Consider the following 15,602-nt stretch of genomic DNA (forward strand, 5'->3'; position numbering starts at 1 on the left):
TAAACGAATTATACAAAGATAATGGCTGCGCTGCATAAACGTACAATCAAAAATTTGGCAATCTCGGGCATGCGGCTTTTGCTGCTGGCCGGTCTGTTGCTGGGTGGCGGCTGTCAGTCGTTGCGCCCCGCAGCGTCCCCCGCGCCGCTTGCGGTAAAAGTGCGTTTTCTGCTCACATTCGACGATGGCCCAAGCATACGCACCGATTATAATCCCACGCTTGCGATTCTTGAGCAGTTGGCGCGCAACGACGTGCAAAACGGCATCAAGGGGATTTTCTTCGTGCAGACGCGCAACAGTAACGGAGGGGGCTCCGAGGCCGGCAAAAACATCATGCGCATTACCTACGCACAGGGCCAAGTGTTGGGACTGCACAGCGCCGAGCCGGCCGGGCATGTAAAGCATGTGAGGATGGAAAATGAGCAGCTCAACCAGTCGCTCATCAACGGCATAGACGATATCAGGCATATCACCGGCAGCAATCCGGAATTTGTCCGTCCTCCGGGTTTTCTGTTTGATGCCGAAACCCAGGAACTTTACCGAAGTCAAGGCCTCAAGATGTTGTTATCAGACGTCAACGCAAGGGACGGGGTCATCCATGTTTTTAACGTCAGTTTGCGCCGGCGCAGTCATATCCGTTCCGAACTCAACCGGGTTTACGAGGAGGTAGGCCTGCGCCAGCTGCCAGTGGTGCATGGCGTGGTTCCGGTGGTGGTGACGTTTCACGATGTGAACACCTATACCGCCTGGCACTTTACCGAGTATCTGCACATACTGGTGGAACAAGCGGTCGACATCGGCTTGCCCCTGGCCGCGAAGCCTTTTTTTGATCAGACCGAAGAAATTGTGGAGGCCGCGCGGTACCGGACTGTGCCACCGCTTATCACCGCCAAGTGAAATTCACAACTGTGTACGAGAAAATAGAGATTGGGGTTGGCCTTGCCGCATCGTGCGTTTGACCAGGAGAGAGCCCAACTACTCGAATCTTATCATCAGCTTCCGCGCGCGAAGGAATTGATGAATTAGCGAAAACTCAAGTTGAATTAAATCCAGCCGGGGAGAAAATCATGCGAAATCGGATAGTCATGGGTGTCCTGCTTGCCGCAATGCAGTTTTTGCCGCCGGGTTTGTTAGCGGCGGGGTTGCCACCGGATTATCGGCAGGTGCTTGCCTACCTCGACAAAAAGGGCGACTACAAGGATCACGTTTTCAAGGTGGGCATTCCGCGCAACGATCTGCAAGTGAACGTGGACGGCGTAGACACGCCGACGACGTTCGGTTTTGACGGCTGGCTGGCGATGACGAAAGGCAAAAACGGCCTTGACGTGATGATGGGCGATCTCGTGCTTTTGCAGGACGAAGTCAATCCGGTGATGTCGGCCTTACTGGATAATGGGCTCGAAGTCACCGCATTGCATAACCATTTTTTCTGGGAAGAGCCGCGCATTTTCTGCATGCGCGTGCAAGGCCATGGCAAAGCGATGGAACTGGCGAAAAAAGTAAAGCCCGCGCTGGATTTAATCGGCAACGACGCGGCCGGCGCCTCACAGTCGGAAAAAAGCGTTGATTTCGCTAAAGAGTCTTTGGATACCGCTGCGTTGTCGCGCATCATTGGCCATGCCGGCGAGCAAAACGGCCAAGTTTATAAAATCACCGTCGGTCGCGACGACCTGAAGGTCAACGAAATGGGCGCGCGCATCAATTCGCGCATGGGACTCAACACCTGGGCGGTGTTTTACGGCAGCGACGAGCGGGCAGTAATCACGGGAGAGGTGGCGATGCTGGAAAACGAAGTGACGCCGGTGCTGCGCGCGCTGCGCGCGCACGAGCTGGATGTGGTGGCGATCCATCACCACATGACCGGCTCGCAGCCGATGGTGATTTTCCTGCATTACTGGGGCCAGGGGCAGGCCGTGAAACTTGCGGAAGGATTTAAATCGGCGCTTGATCAGCTCGGCCGCGGCGCAAACCGCGTTCATTAAATTCATGCGCGATTTAATCGCAAGGGGCACTGCGGTCGCACCACCCCAGTTTGAGACGCTAGGGTGGAAGACCCCGCTTCGGGCAAGACCATTGCGTTGTTCCGCTGCACGCAAATGATACTGTGGTAAGGCGCCAGCGACTATACTGCACTTCTGCTGACGGCGGCGGCGTTTTTCCATGCACATCCATATTCTCGGCATCTGCGGCACCTTCATGGGCGGCCTTGCCATGCTTGCCAAGCAGGCGGGACACGAAGTCACCGGCTGCGACGCCAATGTCTACCCGCCGATGAGCACCCAGCTTCAAGCCCAAGGCATTGCACTCACGGAGGGTTATGCTGTCGGGCAAATCAGCCTTAAGCCCGATGTGTTCGTGATCGGCAATGTGATTACCCGCGGCAATCCGCTGGTGGAGGAAATCCTGAATCGCGGGCTTCCCTATATTTCCGGCCCGCAGTGGCTGGCGGAGAATGTGCTGTGCGGCAAATGGGTATTGGCGGTGGCCGGCACCCACGGCAAGACCACCACCGCTTCCATGCTGGCCTGGATTCTGGAAGATGCCGGACTTGATCCGGGCTTTCTCATCGGCGGCGTGCCGGAGAATTTCGGCATTTCCGCGCGGCTGTCATCCTTCACCCCCCATCCCTCTGCCGAGGGCGGGAGTGAGGGAGGATCCCCCTTTTTTGTAATTGAAGCGGACGAATACGACACCGCTTTCTTCGACAAGCGCTCGAAATTCGTGCATTACCGTTCATGCACCACGGTGCTGAACAATCTGGAATTCGACCACGCCGATATCTTCCCTGATCTTGCCGCCATCGAAACCCAGTTCCACCATCTGGTGCGCATGCTTCCCGCGAACGGCTTGATTGTCGCCAACGGCCGCGACCAAAATCTCAAGCGCGTGCTTTCGCGCGGCTGCTGGACGCCGGTGGAATACTTTGGCATAGACCAGGGCTGGCAGGCAAAAGGCGCTGACGAAAGCTTTGCCGTGTGCGAAAAAAGCAGGGCGGTGGGCACGCTGAAGTGGCGGCTTCTGGGCGAACACAACCGTCTCAATGCGCTTGCGGCGCTGCTCGCTGCGCGTCACGCCGGTGTGAAGGTGGCCACCGGTATCGCGGCGCTGGAAAAATTCCACAACGTGAAGCGGCGCATGGAGGTAAAAGGGGTGGTAAACGGGATTACCGTTTACGATGATTTTGCCCACCATCCCACCGCGATTCGCACCACGCTCGAAGGCCTGCGCGAAAAAGTAAACGGCGCGCGCATTATTGCGGTGCTGGAACCGCGCTCCAATACCATGAGAATGGGACTGATGAAAGAAGAGCTCGCGGCAAGCTTCGCCGCCGCGGACCGGGTGTTCTGCTATACGGCGAATCTCGGCTGGGATGCCGCCGCCGTCCTCAAACCGCTGGGAACGCGGGCTCAAACTTGCAACGACTTGCAAAAGCTGTTGATCTCGATCGCGGAGACGGTCCGCCCCGGTGACCATGTGCTTATCATGAGCAATGGCAGTTTCGGCGGCATTCACGAAAAACTACTCGACAAACTTCGTCTCCGGCCGTGATACTTCGTTGCGCGAAAATTTGCTTGCTTACATACTTTTCTGTATGCCGTGCTGCGCAAATTCGCGCGCGCCTCGTCTGACGACCGAATACTCATTTCTCGTGTAGTTTTGTTTTTTGTTGCGCCCGACCGAAATCGCCCAATAGTCCTATCGGCCCCTCAACGTCTCAGCTCCAGCTTGCGGATGGGAACAATCGTCTATATCCACGGCTTCAACAGCTCATCGGCCTCGGTGAAAGCGCGGCTGCTACGCGAATACCTGCAAGACCGCGGATATGCCGATGAATTTCTGGCGTCCGATCTGCCGCATTGGCCCAGCCGGGCAATAGCCAAGCTGGAATCGGAAATCCGCCGCCGCGATCCCAAAACAATTACCCTGATAGGCAGCTCACTGGGCGGGCACTATGCAACCTGGCTTGCGGAAAAACATGCTCTGCGGGCAGTAGTGGTGAATCCCGCGGTGAACCCGCACCTTTTGCTTGCGCCTGCCCTCGGGCCGCAGAAGAATCTTTACACCGGCGGGGAATACCAGTTCACGCCACAGCATCTCAGGGAACTTGAGCAATCCAACATCGCCGCCATCACCCGGCCCGAGCGCTACCTTTTGCTGGTGCAGACCGGCGACGAGATGCTTGATTACCGCCATGCCGTGGAGAAATACCGGGGCGCAAAGCAGGTGGTAATTGAAGGCGGCGACCACGGTTTTCAGAATTTCTCCGACCATATTCCCCTAATCCTGGAGTTTGCCGGAAAATAATTCCTGCGCTCCTGGAGTATAATTTCAGAATTCCAATTCCTGTTTTGCGGCGCTTGCCTGCGTGATTTCCATGAACGTTTTTTACGAAGAAGACGGCGCTTTCAGGGTGGGCGCCATCCTTGCCGATAACGGAACCACGCTGCAGGTCGAGGCCGCGCACGGCAAGCGCAGCAAAATCAAGGCGGCGGCGTTGTTGTTCCGTTTTGAGCAGCCCGGGTTAAACGGCTTCATGGAACGCGCGCAGCAGGCGGTGGACGACATCGATGTGGATTTTCTGTGGTCCTGCTGCGGCGAGGCGGAGTTTGGCTACGATACTTTGGCGCGCGAATACTTCGGTCGCCCACCCGGTCCAATCGAGTCTGCCGCCCTGCTCATGCGTTTGCACGGCTCGCCCATGTATTTTTACAGGAAAGGCCGCGGCCGCTACCAGGCGGCGGCGCCGGACGCGCTTAAAGCGGCCTTGGCCAGCATCGAGAAAAAACGCAAGCAGGCCGCGCAGCAGGTCGCGTATGTGGAGCAGTTAACGGCGTTCAAGCTGCCGGCGGAATTCGGTACTATGCTCCCCAAGCTGCTCTACCACCCGGATCGGGCCGGTATCGAGTACAAGGCGCTGGAAGCGGCGAGTGCGGCGACGCATCTTACTCATGCGCAGCTTATCGAAAAATGCGGCGCCATTTCGTCATCGCACGATTACCACATCCAGCGCTTCCTGTTCGAGTATTTTCCCGAAGGCGCCGGTTTCGGCGACATCGGCGAAATCATCGAGCCGCAGGCGCTGCCGCTTGCCGAAGTTACCGCATTCAGCATCGACGATGCGGCCACCACGGAAATCGACGACGCGTTTTCGGTAAAACGCCTCAAAAACGGCAATTGGCGCATCGGCGTGCACATCGCGGCGCCGGCTTTGGGGTTGGCGCCGGGATCAAAGCTTGATGCAATTGCGGCGCGACGGCTTTCCACGGTGTATATGCCGGAAGGCAAAATTACCATGCTGCCGGAAGCGGTGATTGAGCGTTTTACTCTGGCCGGAGGGCGGTCCTGCCCGGCGCTGTCGCTTTATCTGGACGTGCTACCGGAAGATTTTACCGCCGTTTCATCGGAAACCCGGGTTGAGCGCGTGCCCATCGCGGCGAATTTACGGCACGCAGAACTGGAGCGAAAATTCAATGAGGCTGCGCTCGCCGCAGGCGAGACCGGCTTTCCCTTCGGGAGCGAGCTGAAACTGCTGTGGCAGTTTGCCGAAAGCTTGCAAAAATCGCGGGGCCAGAACGAAACGGCGCCGCCGCCCGCGGATTACCACTTCACCATTGAGAACGGCCGGGTCACAATCACCGATCGCAAGCGCGGGACACCCATCGACAAGCTGGTCTCCGAGCTGATGATTTATGTGAACAGCGCCTGGGGCAAGCTGCTGGCCGAAAAGGGCATAGCCGCGATTTATCGCACACAGTACAACGGCAAGGTGAAAATGAGCACCGCACCGGGCGAGCACCAGGGTTTGGGCGTGGAGCAATACCTGTGGGCGAGCTCGCCGCTGCGGCGCTATGTGGATCTCATCAATCAACGCCAGCTGGTTGCCGGGCTCAAGGGAGAACCGCCGCCTTATGCCAGAAACAGCGAGCGGCTTTTGATTGCCATGCGCGATTTTGAGCTGGCCTATGAAACGTATGCCAACTTCCAGCGCACCATGGAACGCTATTGGTGCCTGCGCTGGATAATCCAGGAAGCCGCGGGCCTCACTCCCGCTACGGTGGTGCGGGAAAATCTGGTGAAAATCGATCGGCTGCCGCTTTTTTGCCGGGTGCCTTCGCTGCCCGAGCTGCCTACCGGCAGCCGGGTCGAAGTGGAAATTTCGGCTATAGATTTTCTTGAGCTAAGCTTTGCCTGCCATTATAAAAGGATGCTGGAAACGCAGTGACAGGACACATTTTGTTGCTTACAATGCAGCATCTGCATCTGTCGCCCGGGGTAAGGAATCTCTGATTGAATCCTACATGAGGCGCGTTGCGAGCAAAAAGCGGATGAGCGCAAGGCGCGCGACGCAGGTCGTAGCCCGGACTACGACGCCGAGGAGGGCCCGCATAGCGTCGCACCTGCGAAGCTGTGCAGTGAAGCGGGCCAACCGCTCGCCTTCGCGGTCGCACGTGCCGAGGCTCCACGCTCCGGCGAGCACGCCGCGCACGCCGCTTTTTTCCGCAACCCGGAGGGACGGGGCGTTAAGGGCGTCATGCTTTGTCGCTCGTCTCTGGTTTGGCATTAAGGAACCTCTGAACAAGTCCCGCGTGACCACGACGACGGCTTGGCGGGATGGGATGCAAGAAAGGCGACGACGCGAAGGGTCGCTCCCCTTCGCGAGGAGTCTGACACCGCAGACCGCCCGCCAAGCCCCGTCCCGTGAGGGTTGCGGCGGAATCGGGCGCTCGCTTTGTCGCGCTCCTCGGCTTCGTAGTCCCGGCTACGACCTTCGTCGCGCTTCGCGTGATCATCCCGATTCCGCCAGCAACGCGGCTCACGAAGGACTTATTCAGAGGTTCCTTAACCAAACGGCGCTCTTCGCTTCGCGCCTGCCGCCCTTAACCCAACCGTCGCCGCCCATGCTGGACTCAATCAGAGGTTCCCTAGGTGCGTTTCGATATCACATCGCTGAAACACGCGGCCGTATCACTAAGCAATAAGATTACTCTGATGGACGTTGCCACGCGCCTGCAAGTGGCGATGTTTCTCTCCTTCACCCTGCATTCGATTTTACTGCTCGGCGTCACCTTCACGTTTCCCGAGGCGCCCAAGCGCAGCCATGACGGCCTGCCGCTGGAAGTGGTGCTGGTGAACAGCAAGACCGTTTCCAAGCCGCTGCAGCCGGATGCGCTGGCACAGGCCAACCTCGATGGCGGCGGCAATGTCGATCAGAAGCGCCGCGCCAAAAGCCTGCTGCCGGTGCTGAAGAAAAAGCAGGAGGTCCCCGACCAGCTCGTGCAAGCGCAGCGCCGGTTGAAAGAGCTTGAAGCGCAGTCACAGAAGCTGTTGACGCAAGTCCAGTCTGCCAAAAAACTCGAGCAGATGGAAAGCAAGCCCCAGCCCAAGCAGCAGAAGGTGGAAAGCCCCAGCGCCATGGATCTGATGCAAAGGAGCCTGGAAGCGGTGCGGCTGGAAGCGGAAATCGCCAGGGAGCGCGAAGAATACCAGCAGCAGCCGCGGCGCATGTTCATTGGCGCGCGCACCCGGGAATATGCGTTTACCCGCTATGTGGACGACTGGCGCATCAAGGTAGAGCGCGTCGGCAATCTCAATTACCCGGACGCGGCGAGGCGCCAGAAAATTTACGGCAGCCTCGTGCTCACCGTGTCCATCAAGGCCGACGGCACGGTGGAAAACGTGGAAATCAACCGCCCTTCCGGCAATAAAATCCTGGATGCCGCGGCCATCCGCATCGTCGAGCTGTCGAGTCCGTTTGCGCCGTTTCCCGAGGAAATGCGCAAGAAAGTGGATATCCTAAGCATCACCCGCACCTGGACCTTCACTCACAGCGATCAGTTGGTGGGGGAGTGATTCCCTATGACTGACCGCTACGCCGTCATCGGCAACCCCATTTCCCACAGCAAATCACCCATGATACATACCGAGTTCGCGCGGCAAACCGGGCAGGATATTGTCTATACTGCCATCCTCGCCACCACCGAAAATTTCGTGAGCACGGTGCTGGATTTCCTGCACGCCGGCGGCAAGGGCATGAATGTCACCGTGCCGTTCAAGGAGCAAGCTTGGAAATATCTCGCAACTGACATCACGAATCGCGCAATTGACGCAGAGGCGGTCAATACGCTGGACTTCCGTGACAATAAAATTATCGGCGACAATACCGATGGCGCGGGTTTGCTGCGTGATATCCAGAATAATCTCGGTTTTCCCATTACGGGTAAACGCGTCTTGCTGATGGGTGCGGGCGGGGCCGCGCACGGCGTAATGACGCCTTTGTTATACGAGAAGCCAGAAATCTTGGTAATTGCCAACCGTACTTTGGAAAAGGCCAACCAAATGGTAGCCAAAGTTCAGCAGCACGCAAGCTTTTCGTTGCACAGCATCACAAGCAGCCCCTATTCTAATCTTGCTGAAAACAAGTTCGATATTGTCATTAACGCCACTTCCAGCAGCTTGAGCGGCGAACTACCGCCGCTGCCTGAAAAACTTTTCGCATCCAACGCGCTCGCCTACGACCTGATGTATGGCGGGGGGCTCACTCCTTTCCTGCGGTTTGCACAGGCACAAGGCGCCGCCAGGCTTGCCGACGGCTTGGGCATGCTGGTGGAGCAGGCGGCGGAGTCGTTTTATTTCTGGCGCGGCGTGCGCCCCGATACCCGTCCGGTCATCGCCAAACTTAAAGGTAAGGAGTAAGGGGTGAGGGGTAAGGGGTTTAAGAACCAGACTTTGTTCTTCCTGCACTTTTACTCCATACCCCTTACTCTTTACTCCTCACGATGTTGAAGATTTTATGGCGTTGCCTTCTGGCCGCGGTCGCGCTGGTGGTTGCGGCAGTGCTTCTCTATCAGTTGTGGATTATGGGTCACATCTGGTACTGGGTGGACCACAATCCGGAAAAAAGCGCGTTCATGCTGTCGCGCTTGGAAGACCTGCAAAGCAAAAAACCGGAAGCCGATCTCAGGCACCAATGGGTGGCTTACAACCGCATTTCGGTTCATCTTAAGCGCGCTATCATCGCGGCGGAAGACGCCAGATTCCTCGAACACGAAGGTTTCGACTGGGAGGGGATACAAAAGGCCTATGAGAAAAACCTGAAGAAAGGGAAAATCGTCGGCGGCGGCTCCACCATCAGCCAGCAGCTGGCGAAAAACCTGTTCCTCTCCGGCCGGCGCAGCCCGTGGCGCAAGGCCGAGGAAGCATTGATTACCCTGATGCTGGAAACAGCGATGGACAAGCAGCGCATCCTCGAGATTTATCTCAACATCATCGAATGGGGCAACGGTATTTTCGGTGCGGAAGCCGCGGCGCGGCATTACTTCGGCGTTTCCGCCGCGGCGCTTAACCGCGAGCAGGCGGCACGGCTGGCGGCGATGGTGCCGAACCCCCGTTTTTACGACCGCAACCGCAGCACGCCCTGGCTCAACCGCAAGACCGACATCATTCTCGAGCGCATGAGCGCGGCCCAGGTGCCGTGAACGCTCTTTCGCGCAAAAAAATCCCGCTTCGCCGTTAAGAAACACGGCCAAATATCCTATAATTCGCGCAACAACGCGCTGGGCGAAATGTGCCGCCCAAGCGCGACCCATCCCACCGGCGCGCGGCTTGCGCCATTGACGGAAGCGGACCATGACGGAAATTGAGGAAGCCCGGCGGCAGGAAAAAGCGCAGGACATGCTGCAGCATGTCATCCGTGTTCTGAAGCGGCACAAGGCGGCGTGGTCTCCCGGGCAGGAAACGGCGCAGCCGGTCGATATCGCTGCGTACAAGCGCAGCCTCGCCAATCTCCAGAAGAAGCTCGATGCAATGCATCCCGCGGATGTGGCTTATATCCTGGAAGCGCTGCCGCTGGAGCAGCGGCTCATCGTCTGGGACCTAGTCAGGCCGGCGCGCGAAGGCGAAATCCTGCTCGAAGTCTCGGATGCGGTGCGCGAGACGCTGATTGCCAGCATGGAGCCGGCGGAGCTGGTCGCCGCCGCCGAAACGCTGGACACCGACGAAATCGCCGAGCTGGCGCCCGATCTGCCGCGCGACGTAGTGCAGGACATCGTCGATACGCTGGATGCGCAGAACCGCGCGCGCCTGCAAACCAAGCTTACTTACCCGGAAGACACCGTGGGTGCGTTCATGGATTACGACATGGTGATCATCCGCGAGGACATCGGAGTCGAGGTGGTGCTGCGCTATTTGCGCCGTTTCGACGAAATTCCCGGCCAAACCGACGCGCTGTTCGTGGTGAACCGAGATGATGTGCTGCGCGGGGTGCTGCCTCTCAAGCGTCTTTTGGTGAGCGATCCGGAAGTCCAGGTGAGCGCGCTCATGCTGCAGGACCCTGTAAGCTTTCATCCCGAGGACAAAGCCAATCAGGCGGCGCTGGCTTTCGAGCGTTATGGCCTGGTGTCCGCGCCGGTGGTGAACGGCAACAACAAACTCATCGGCCGGATTACGGTTGATGCGGTGGTAGAATTCATCCGCGAGAAATCGGACACCCAATTGCTGAGCAATGCCGGCTTGCGCGAGGAAGAAGACTTGTTCGCGCCGGTCAAAGAGAGCACCAAGAACCGCACCCTGTGGCTGGGCATTAACCTGGTGACTGCCTTCGCGGCCTCGTATGTAACCCATTTTTTCGAGGCCTCGATTGAGAAAATCGTAGCGCTCGCCGTGCTGATGACGGTGATTCCCAGCATGGGCGGCAACGCCGGCACGCAGACCATGGCCTTGGTCACCCGCGGCTTTGCGCTCGACCAGATCAACCGCGACAACATCCGGCATCTGTTCAATAAGGAGCTGGCGGTGGCCTACTACAACGGCCTTATCTGGGCGGCGGTAGTGGGGGCATTAGCAGCGCTGTGGTACCACGATTTTAAACTGAGCCTGGTGTTCGGTGCGGCGATGATCATCGAGCTTTTCGCCGCCGCGGTGTCCGGCGTGACGATCCCGCTCATTCTGCGCCGTTTCAAGATCGACCCGGCGGTGGGCACCACAGTGATCCTCACCACCGTGACCGACGTGGTGGGTTTGTTCAGCTTCCTGGGGCTTGCCACCTTATTCCTGATTTGAGCTGGCCCGAGCATTCTGTTGGTGTGCTGCCCCGTATATAAACTGGTGCTCAAGTAACGGGGGAAAACGCCCATCGCGAGAAAGACGGTGAGGTTAGGGAAATCGTTTACGACGGCATCGGCCCGCATCCTCGGCGCGCCGGCCGACATCTTCCAGTGCTGGGCGCCGGTACGGCAGGATGTGGCACAATTTGTCAAAAGCACTTCGGGGCCCGGCCGCCAAGCCGGCAGTCACCACCGGAGCAAACTGACGCAAAAACCCGGCTTGAGCCGGGTTTTTTGTTTTCGGCAGCCAAAGTTTCAGGTGTAAACTTAAAGTGCAGTCTTATGAACCAAGTGGCGAAATCCCAGTCGCAATTAAAGTTGCCGCGGCGAGATCAGGGTAAGGCTGCCGCCGCAGCCGCGACTAAAGAGCCTCTAACACCATGAAACGGATTTGCGTTGCTGGCCAAAAAGCGATGAATGCGCGACGCGAGGCGCAGCCCAATGTTAGAGTCATTGGGCAAGCCGAGCAACAAAGCAGGCGCGCTTTTTGGCCGCAACCCGCAGGGACGGCGCGGATTTCGACGCATCCCCTTGTCGCTTGCCACTTATTTAGAATCACTAAACGGCGTGGCTCGCTTCGCGGCCTGCATCCGAAACCGACGCCGTCGCACTATTCGTTTCATGGTGTTAGAGGCTCTACAGTAAAAAGGCAACGGGAGCGACAATGCTGATCCAAAGGCCAAGCGATATCAAACCATCGGAAATCACGCCGCAGGACCTCTACGTCAGGCGCCGCGAGTTCATCAAGGCAGTGGCTTTGACGGTCGCGGGCGCCGCCATGCCGGCCCTTTTCAATACGCCGCGCGAAGCTCGTGGGGCGGCGCCGGCGACGCCATTTACCAATCTGCACAGCAGCACCTACAGCACGCTGGAAGAGAAGACGCCGTTCAAGGACGTTACCCACTACAACAATTTTTATGAGTTCGGCACGGACAAATATTCCCCTGGGGAACGGGCCGGAAGCCTGAAGACCCGTCCCTGGGCGGTAGCGGTGGAGGGCGAAATCAAGCGGCCGAAGGTTTACGACGCCGACGAACTGCTCAAGCTCGCGCCGCTGGAAGAGCGCGTTTACCGCCTGCGCTGCGTGGAAGGCTGGTCAATGGTGATTCCGTGGGCAGGCTACCCGCTTTCCGAACTGATCAAGCGCGTGGAACCTACAGACAAGGCGAAATTTGTTGAATTCATCACGCTTTATGATCCCGGCCAAATGCCAGGCCAGCGTGTGCCGGTATTGAGTTGGCCTTATGTCGAGGGTTTGCGCCTGGATGAGGCGATGCACCCGCTTACCCTGCTTTGCTTTGGGCTGTATGGCCAGGCGCTGCCCAACCAGAACGGCGCGCCGCTGCGCATCGTGGTGCCGTGGAAATACGGCTTCAAGGGCGCCAAATCCATCGTGCGCATCCGCTTTGTCGAAAAACAACCGGTGAGCGCCTGGACCAAGGCGGCATCGCACGAGTACGGCTTCTACTCCAATGTAAATCCGAATGTGGATCACCCGCGCTGGAGCCAGGCCAGAGAGCGCCGCATCGGCGAGTTCTTCAAGCGCCCAACCTTGATGTTCAACGGTTACGCCGACCAGGTCGCCTCGCTCTACGCCGGCATGGATTTGCTCAAGAATTTCTAGCGCCGCGGCGCGACTTCGCGTTTTCCCCGTTCATGTCTTTTGCCCAACTCCCGCCGCAACACGTTCAAAGGCTCAAGGCCGTGCTGTTCGCGGCCTGCCTTGTCCCGCTGGCGCGCCTTGCCTGGCGCGGTTTCAATCATGACCTGGGCGCCAATCCTATCGAGGTAGTGACCCATACCACCGGCGACTGGACGCTGATATTCCTGCTTATAACTTTGTCAATCACTCCGCTGCGGCGACTGCTTGAGTGGCCGTGGCTGATTAAATTGCGCCGCATGTTCGGGTTGTATGCCTTTTTCTACGCCTGTCTGCATTTCCTCACCTACATCTGGCTCGACCAGTTTTTTGACATCTTCGAAATCGGCAAGGACGTGTTGAAGCGCCCTTTCATCACCCTCGGCTTCACCTGCTTTGTGCTGTTGATCCCGCTTGCCGCGACTTCCACCAACAACATGGTGAAGCGGCTGGGGGCGAAGCGCTGGCAGCAACTGCACCGTTTCGTCTATTTCATCGCGACCGGCGGGGTGGTGCACTTCTGGTGGCTGGTGAAAAAGGACATCTCGGAACCCTTGCAGTATGCGGTTCTGCTCTCCTTGCTGCTCGCCCTGCGCGTGCTGTTCTGGCTGCAAAAGAACGGCCTGCCCAAATTTGCCAAGCTGACCTCCTAAAGCTCTTCAGCCAGGGTTTTCCGGAGCCTTTCCTTCTGTAGCGCCCGTTTCGCTTTCTTGCTTTTGAGCGCGTGCGCCCCGCCTTTGCGCAACAGCGGGCTTAGCGCCACGCGGTTGCGGCGCTTGAGCGGGGCTTTGCGGCTGGATTTCATGTGGCGGCTTCGGAGCTTAAACCGGGGTGGGGGAGGGATTTTATTGAGCCAGAAAAAACTCAGGCGGTCAAAATAACCGCCTGGTAAAAGTGAAAAGGCTGGTTTACAAGAAACCAGCTTTGTATTTTTATTTACTTCTTCTTCTTACCTTTTTTCTTGGATGACTTCTTTTTGGCTGCCATTTTTGACTCCTTTTAAAAAGTTTTTCTGTTACTTACGTGCGGGGTATTGCGCCGCACTCCCGAAGCATCGGCATCAAGCGATTTGCTCCGATGTTTCTCTCAAAACTTGCTTGAAAGAACGATAACTGATGCTTGGTGCGCCAATTCTATTCCAATTATTTTGGTAAACACAACATATTTTTTCATTTTTTGCAAATTTTTTTCGGCGGGGGAAATCGGCTGCCGGCGAGTTGAACCGCAGAAAAACCGATCCACAGGCGCGGGTCCGATGTTTTTATGTGCCGTTGACGCGGTTCTAAGGAAGAAGTTTTTCTCCTGCGAAAAGCTGATTCACGCTCTCGCGGCCGCGGATGAGAATCGCTTGATCGCCATCCACCATTACTTCCGCCGCGCGCGGGCGGGTGTTGTAGTTCGAGCTCATGCTCATGCCGTATGCGCCGGCGGACATCACCGCCAGCAGATCGCCTTCCTCGAGGGCCAGCTTGCGGCCGCGGCCGAGGAAATCGCCGCTTTCGCACACTGGCCCGGCGATTTCGTAGGTGCGTTTTGAGCGCTGCGACTGCTTGACCGGCAAAATATCGTGGTAGGCGTCGTAGAGCGCCGGACGCACCAAGTCGTTCATGGCGGCGTCCACGATGGCGAAATTGCGGTCGCGGTTATGCTTGAGATATTCGACGCGGGTGAGCAGCAACCCAGCATTGCCGACCAGCGCGCGTCCGGGCTCGAGCAGAATCGTCTGCGTGCGCCGGCCGAGCTTGGCAAACAGCGCGGCGGCGTATTCGGCGCCATTGGGCGGCGTCTCGTCGCGATAACGGATGCCCAGTCCTCCGCCGATGTCGATGTGGGCAATACGGACGCCGGCTTTTTCCAGCTTGTCGACAAGCAGCAGAATCTTTTCCAGGGCGTCGGTAAACGGAGCGACCTCGGTAAGCTGCGAGCCGATATGGCAGTCAATGCCGGTGATTTGGAGGTGGGACAGCGAGCCTGCCTTGCGGTAGAGAGCCAGGGCGTCCGCGTAATCCACCCCGAATTTGTTCTGTTTCAGGCCGGTGGCGATGTGGGGATGGGTTTTGGGGTCTACGTCCGGATTGATGCGCAGGCTCACCGGCGCTTTTTTCCCCGTTTCACCGGCCACGCGGTCAAGCCGCCGCAGCTCCGCTTCCGATTCGACATTGAAGCAGAGGATGCCGGCGTTCAGCGCCGCGCGCATTTCCTCGGCGCTTTTGCCCACGCCGGAAAATACCACCTTGCGCGGATCGCCGCCGGCGGCGAGCACGCGCGCCAGTTCCCCGCCGGATACGATGTCGAAGCCGCTGCCCAGCCGTGCGAAGAGGTTCAAGATGGCAAGGTTGGAGTTTGCCTTGACCGCGTAGCAAATCAGATGCTCGCGTTTGGCGAGCGCCCGGGCGAAACTTTGGTACGCCACGGTGAGCGCCGCCTTGGAATAGATGTAACAAGGCGTGCCGAATTGTGCGGCGACATGGGCAAGCGCTACCGCTTCGGCATGAAGTTGTTTATTACGATAGGAAAAATACGTCACTGGTTCGGCGAACCCTGTTGCTTGTTCGCGTCCTGCTTTTGCGGCGGGGTGGTGGGCTGTTGGGTCGGCTGTTGCGGCGGCAGATAAAGCGCGCCTTTGTAACCGCAGCCTTGCATCAGCACGGCGAGCACGATCAGCAAAACGAATGCACGCATGGCGGGTTTGGGGTGTAGCAAAAGTCGAATCTTAACATAAGGCCTGGTGCGGCAAAGGCAGCGAGCCGCTCAAACTGAGGGAACCTCTGATTAAGTCCTCCACGGATTGCGTTGCTGGCAAAATGCGGAGGGATGCAAGGCACGCGGACGAAGGTCGTAGCCAAGACTACGAAGCCGAG

14 protein-coding genes and 1 pseudogene are annotated in these 15,602 nt (G+C 58.0%); 12 read left to right on the plus strand and 3 right to left on the minus strand.

Features of this window, described 5'->3' with window-relative positions:
* The first annotated feature begins 21 nt into the window (after positions 1-21).
* The 12 genes and pseudogenes from VHE58_04830 to VHE58_04885 all read left to right on the plus strand — a co-directional run bounded on the left by VHE58_04830 (position 22) and on the right by VHE58_04885 (position 13,394).
* Positions 22-897 carry a polysaccharide deacetylase family protein gene (locus tag VHE58_04830; protein HVS26606.1) on the plus strand — a complete coding sequence of 292 codons (876 nt, stop codon included), beginning with the start codon at positions 22-24 and terminating at the stop codon, positions 895-897.
* Positions 898-1,067: 170 nt separating this feature from the next.
* Entirely contained in the window at positions 1,068-1,982 is a 915-nt protein-coding gene (locus tag VHE58_04835; protein ID HVS26607.1) for a DUF1259 domain-containing protein, read from the plus strand.
* A gap of 27 nt (positions 1,983-2,009) precedes the next feature.
* Positions 2,010-2,111, plus strand: a pseudogene (locus VHE58_04840) (competence protein ComA).
* A gap of 49 nt (positions 2,112-2,160) precedes the next feature.
* Complete coding sequence (gene mpl / locus VHE58_04845; protein HVS26608.1) at positions 2,161-3,549, plus strand: UDP-N-acetylmuramate:L-alanyl-gamma-D-glutamyl-meso-diaminopimelate ligase; 1,389 nt, start codon at positions 2,161-2,163, stop codon at positions 3,547-3,549.
* Positions 3,550-3,732: 183 nt separating this feature from the next.
* On the plus strand, positions 3,733-4,305 hold the full coding sequence (locus VHE58_04850) for a YqiA/YcfP family alpha/beta fold hydrolase (protein HVS26609.1): 573 nt from the start codon (positions 3,733-3,735) through the stop codon (positions 4,303-4,305).
* Positions 4,306-4,375: 70 nt separating this feature from the next.
* Complete coding sequence (locus VHE58_04855; GenBank protein HVS26610.1) at positions 4,376-6,223, plus strand: ribonuclease catalytic domain-containing protein; 1,848 nt, start codon at positions 4,376-4,378, stop codon at positions 6,221-6,223.
* 767 nt (positions 6,224-6,990) lie between these two features.
* Complete coding sequence (locus tag VHE58_04860; GenBank protein ID HVS26611.1) at positions 6,991-7,851, plus strand: TonB family protein; 861 nt, start codon at positions 6,991-6,993, stop codon at positions 7,849-7,851.
* Positions 7,852-7,857: 6 nt separating this feature from the next.
* A complete protein-coding gene (aroE, locus tag VHE58_04865) occupies positions 7,858-8,694 on the plus strand; it encodes a shikimate dehydrogenase (GenBank protein HVS26612.1) in 837 nt (278 codons plus the stop codon).
* Positions 8,695-8,780: 86 nt separating this feature from the next.
* Positions 8,781-9,476, plus strand: coding sequence for a monofunctional biosynthetic peptidoglycan transglycosylase (gene mtgA / locus VHE58_04870; GenBank protein ID HVS26613.1), 696 nt, complete (start codon positions 8,781-8,783; stop codon positions 9,474-9,476).
* A 151-nt stretch (positions 9,477-9,627) separates the two neighbouring features.
* Entirely contained in the window at positions 9,628-11,058 is a 1,431-nt protein-coding gene (gene mgtE, locus VHE58_04875; protein ID HVS26614.1) for a magnesium transporter, read from the plus strand.
* Positions 11,059-11,766: 708 nt separating this feature from the next.
* Complete coding sequence (msrP, locus tag VHE58_04880) at positions 11,767-12,726, plus strand: protein-methionine-sulfoxide reductase catalytic subunit MsrP (GenBank protein HVS26615.1); 960 nt, start codon at positions 11,767-11,769, stop codon at positions 12,724-12,726.
* An 80-nt stretch (positions 12,727-12,806) separates the two neighbouring features.
* Positions 12,807-13,394: a protein-methionine-sulfoxide reductase heme-binding subunit MsrQ gene (locus VHE58_04885; protein ID HVS26616.1), complete on the plus strand. Its 588-nt coding sequence runs from the start codon at positions 12,807-12,809 to the stop codon at positions 13,392-13,394.
* Here VHE58_04885 and VHE58_04890 read toward each other — a convergent pair.
* The 3 genes from VHE58_04890 to VHE58_04900 form a co-directional block, all read right to left on the minus strand.
* Positions 13,391-13,546: a hypothetical protein gene (locus VHE58_04890; GenBank protein ID HVS26617.1), complete on the minus strand. Its 156-nt coding sequence runs from the start codon at positions 13,544-13,546 to the stop codon at positions 13,391-13,393. The genes VHE58_04885 and VHE58_04890 overlap by 4 nt on opposite strands.
* Positions 13,547-14,023: 477 nt before the next feature.
* A complete protein-coding gene (lysA, locus tag VHE58_04895) occupies positions 14,024-15,268 on the minus strand; it encodes a diaminopimelate decarboxylase (protein HVS26618.1) in 1,245 nt (414 codons plus the stop codon).
* Positions 15,265-15,423 carry a lipoprotein gene (locus VHE58_04900; protein HVS26619.1) on the minus strand — a complete coding sequence of 53 codons (159 nt, stop codon included), beginning with the start codon at positions 15,421-15,423 and terminating at the stop codon, positions 15,265-15,267. The genes lysA and VHE58_04900 overlap by 4 nt, the downstream gene beginning before the upstream one ends.
* Positions 15,424-15,602 lie beyond the last annotated feature (179 nt).

It is taken from the genome of Burkholderiales bacterium (genome assembly GCA_035543335.1).
Classification (GTDB): Bacteria; Pseudomonadota; Gammaproteobacteria; order Burkholderiales; family JAHFRG01; genus JAHFRG01.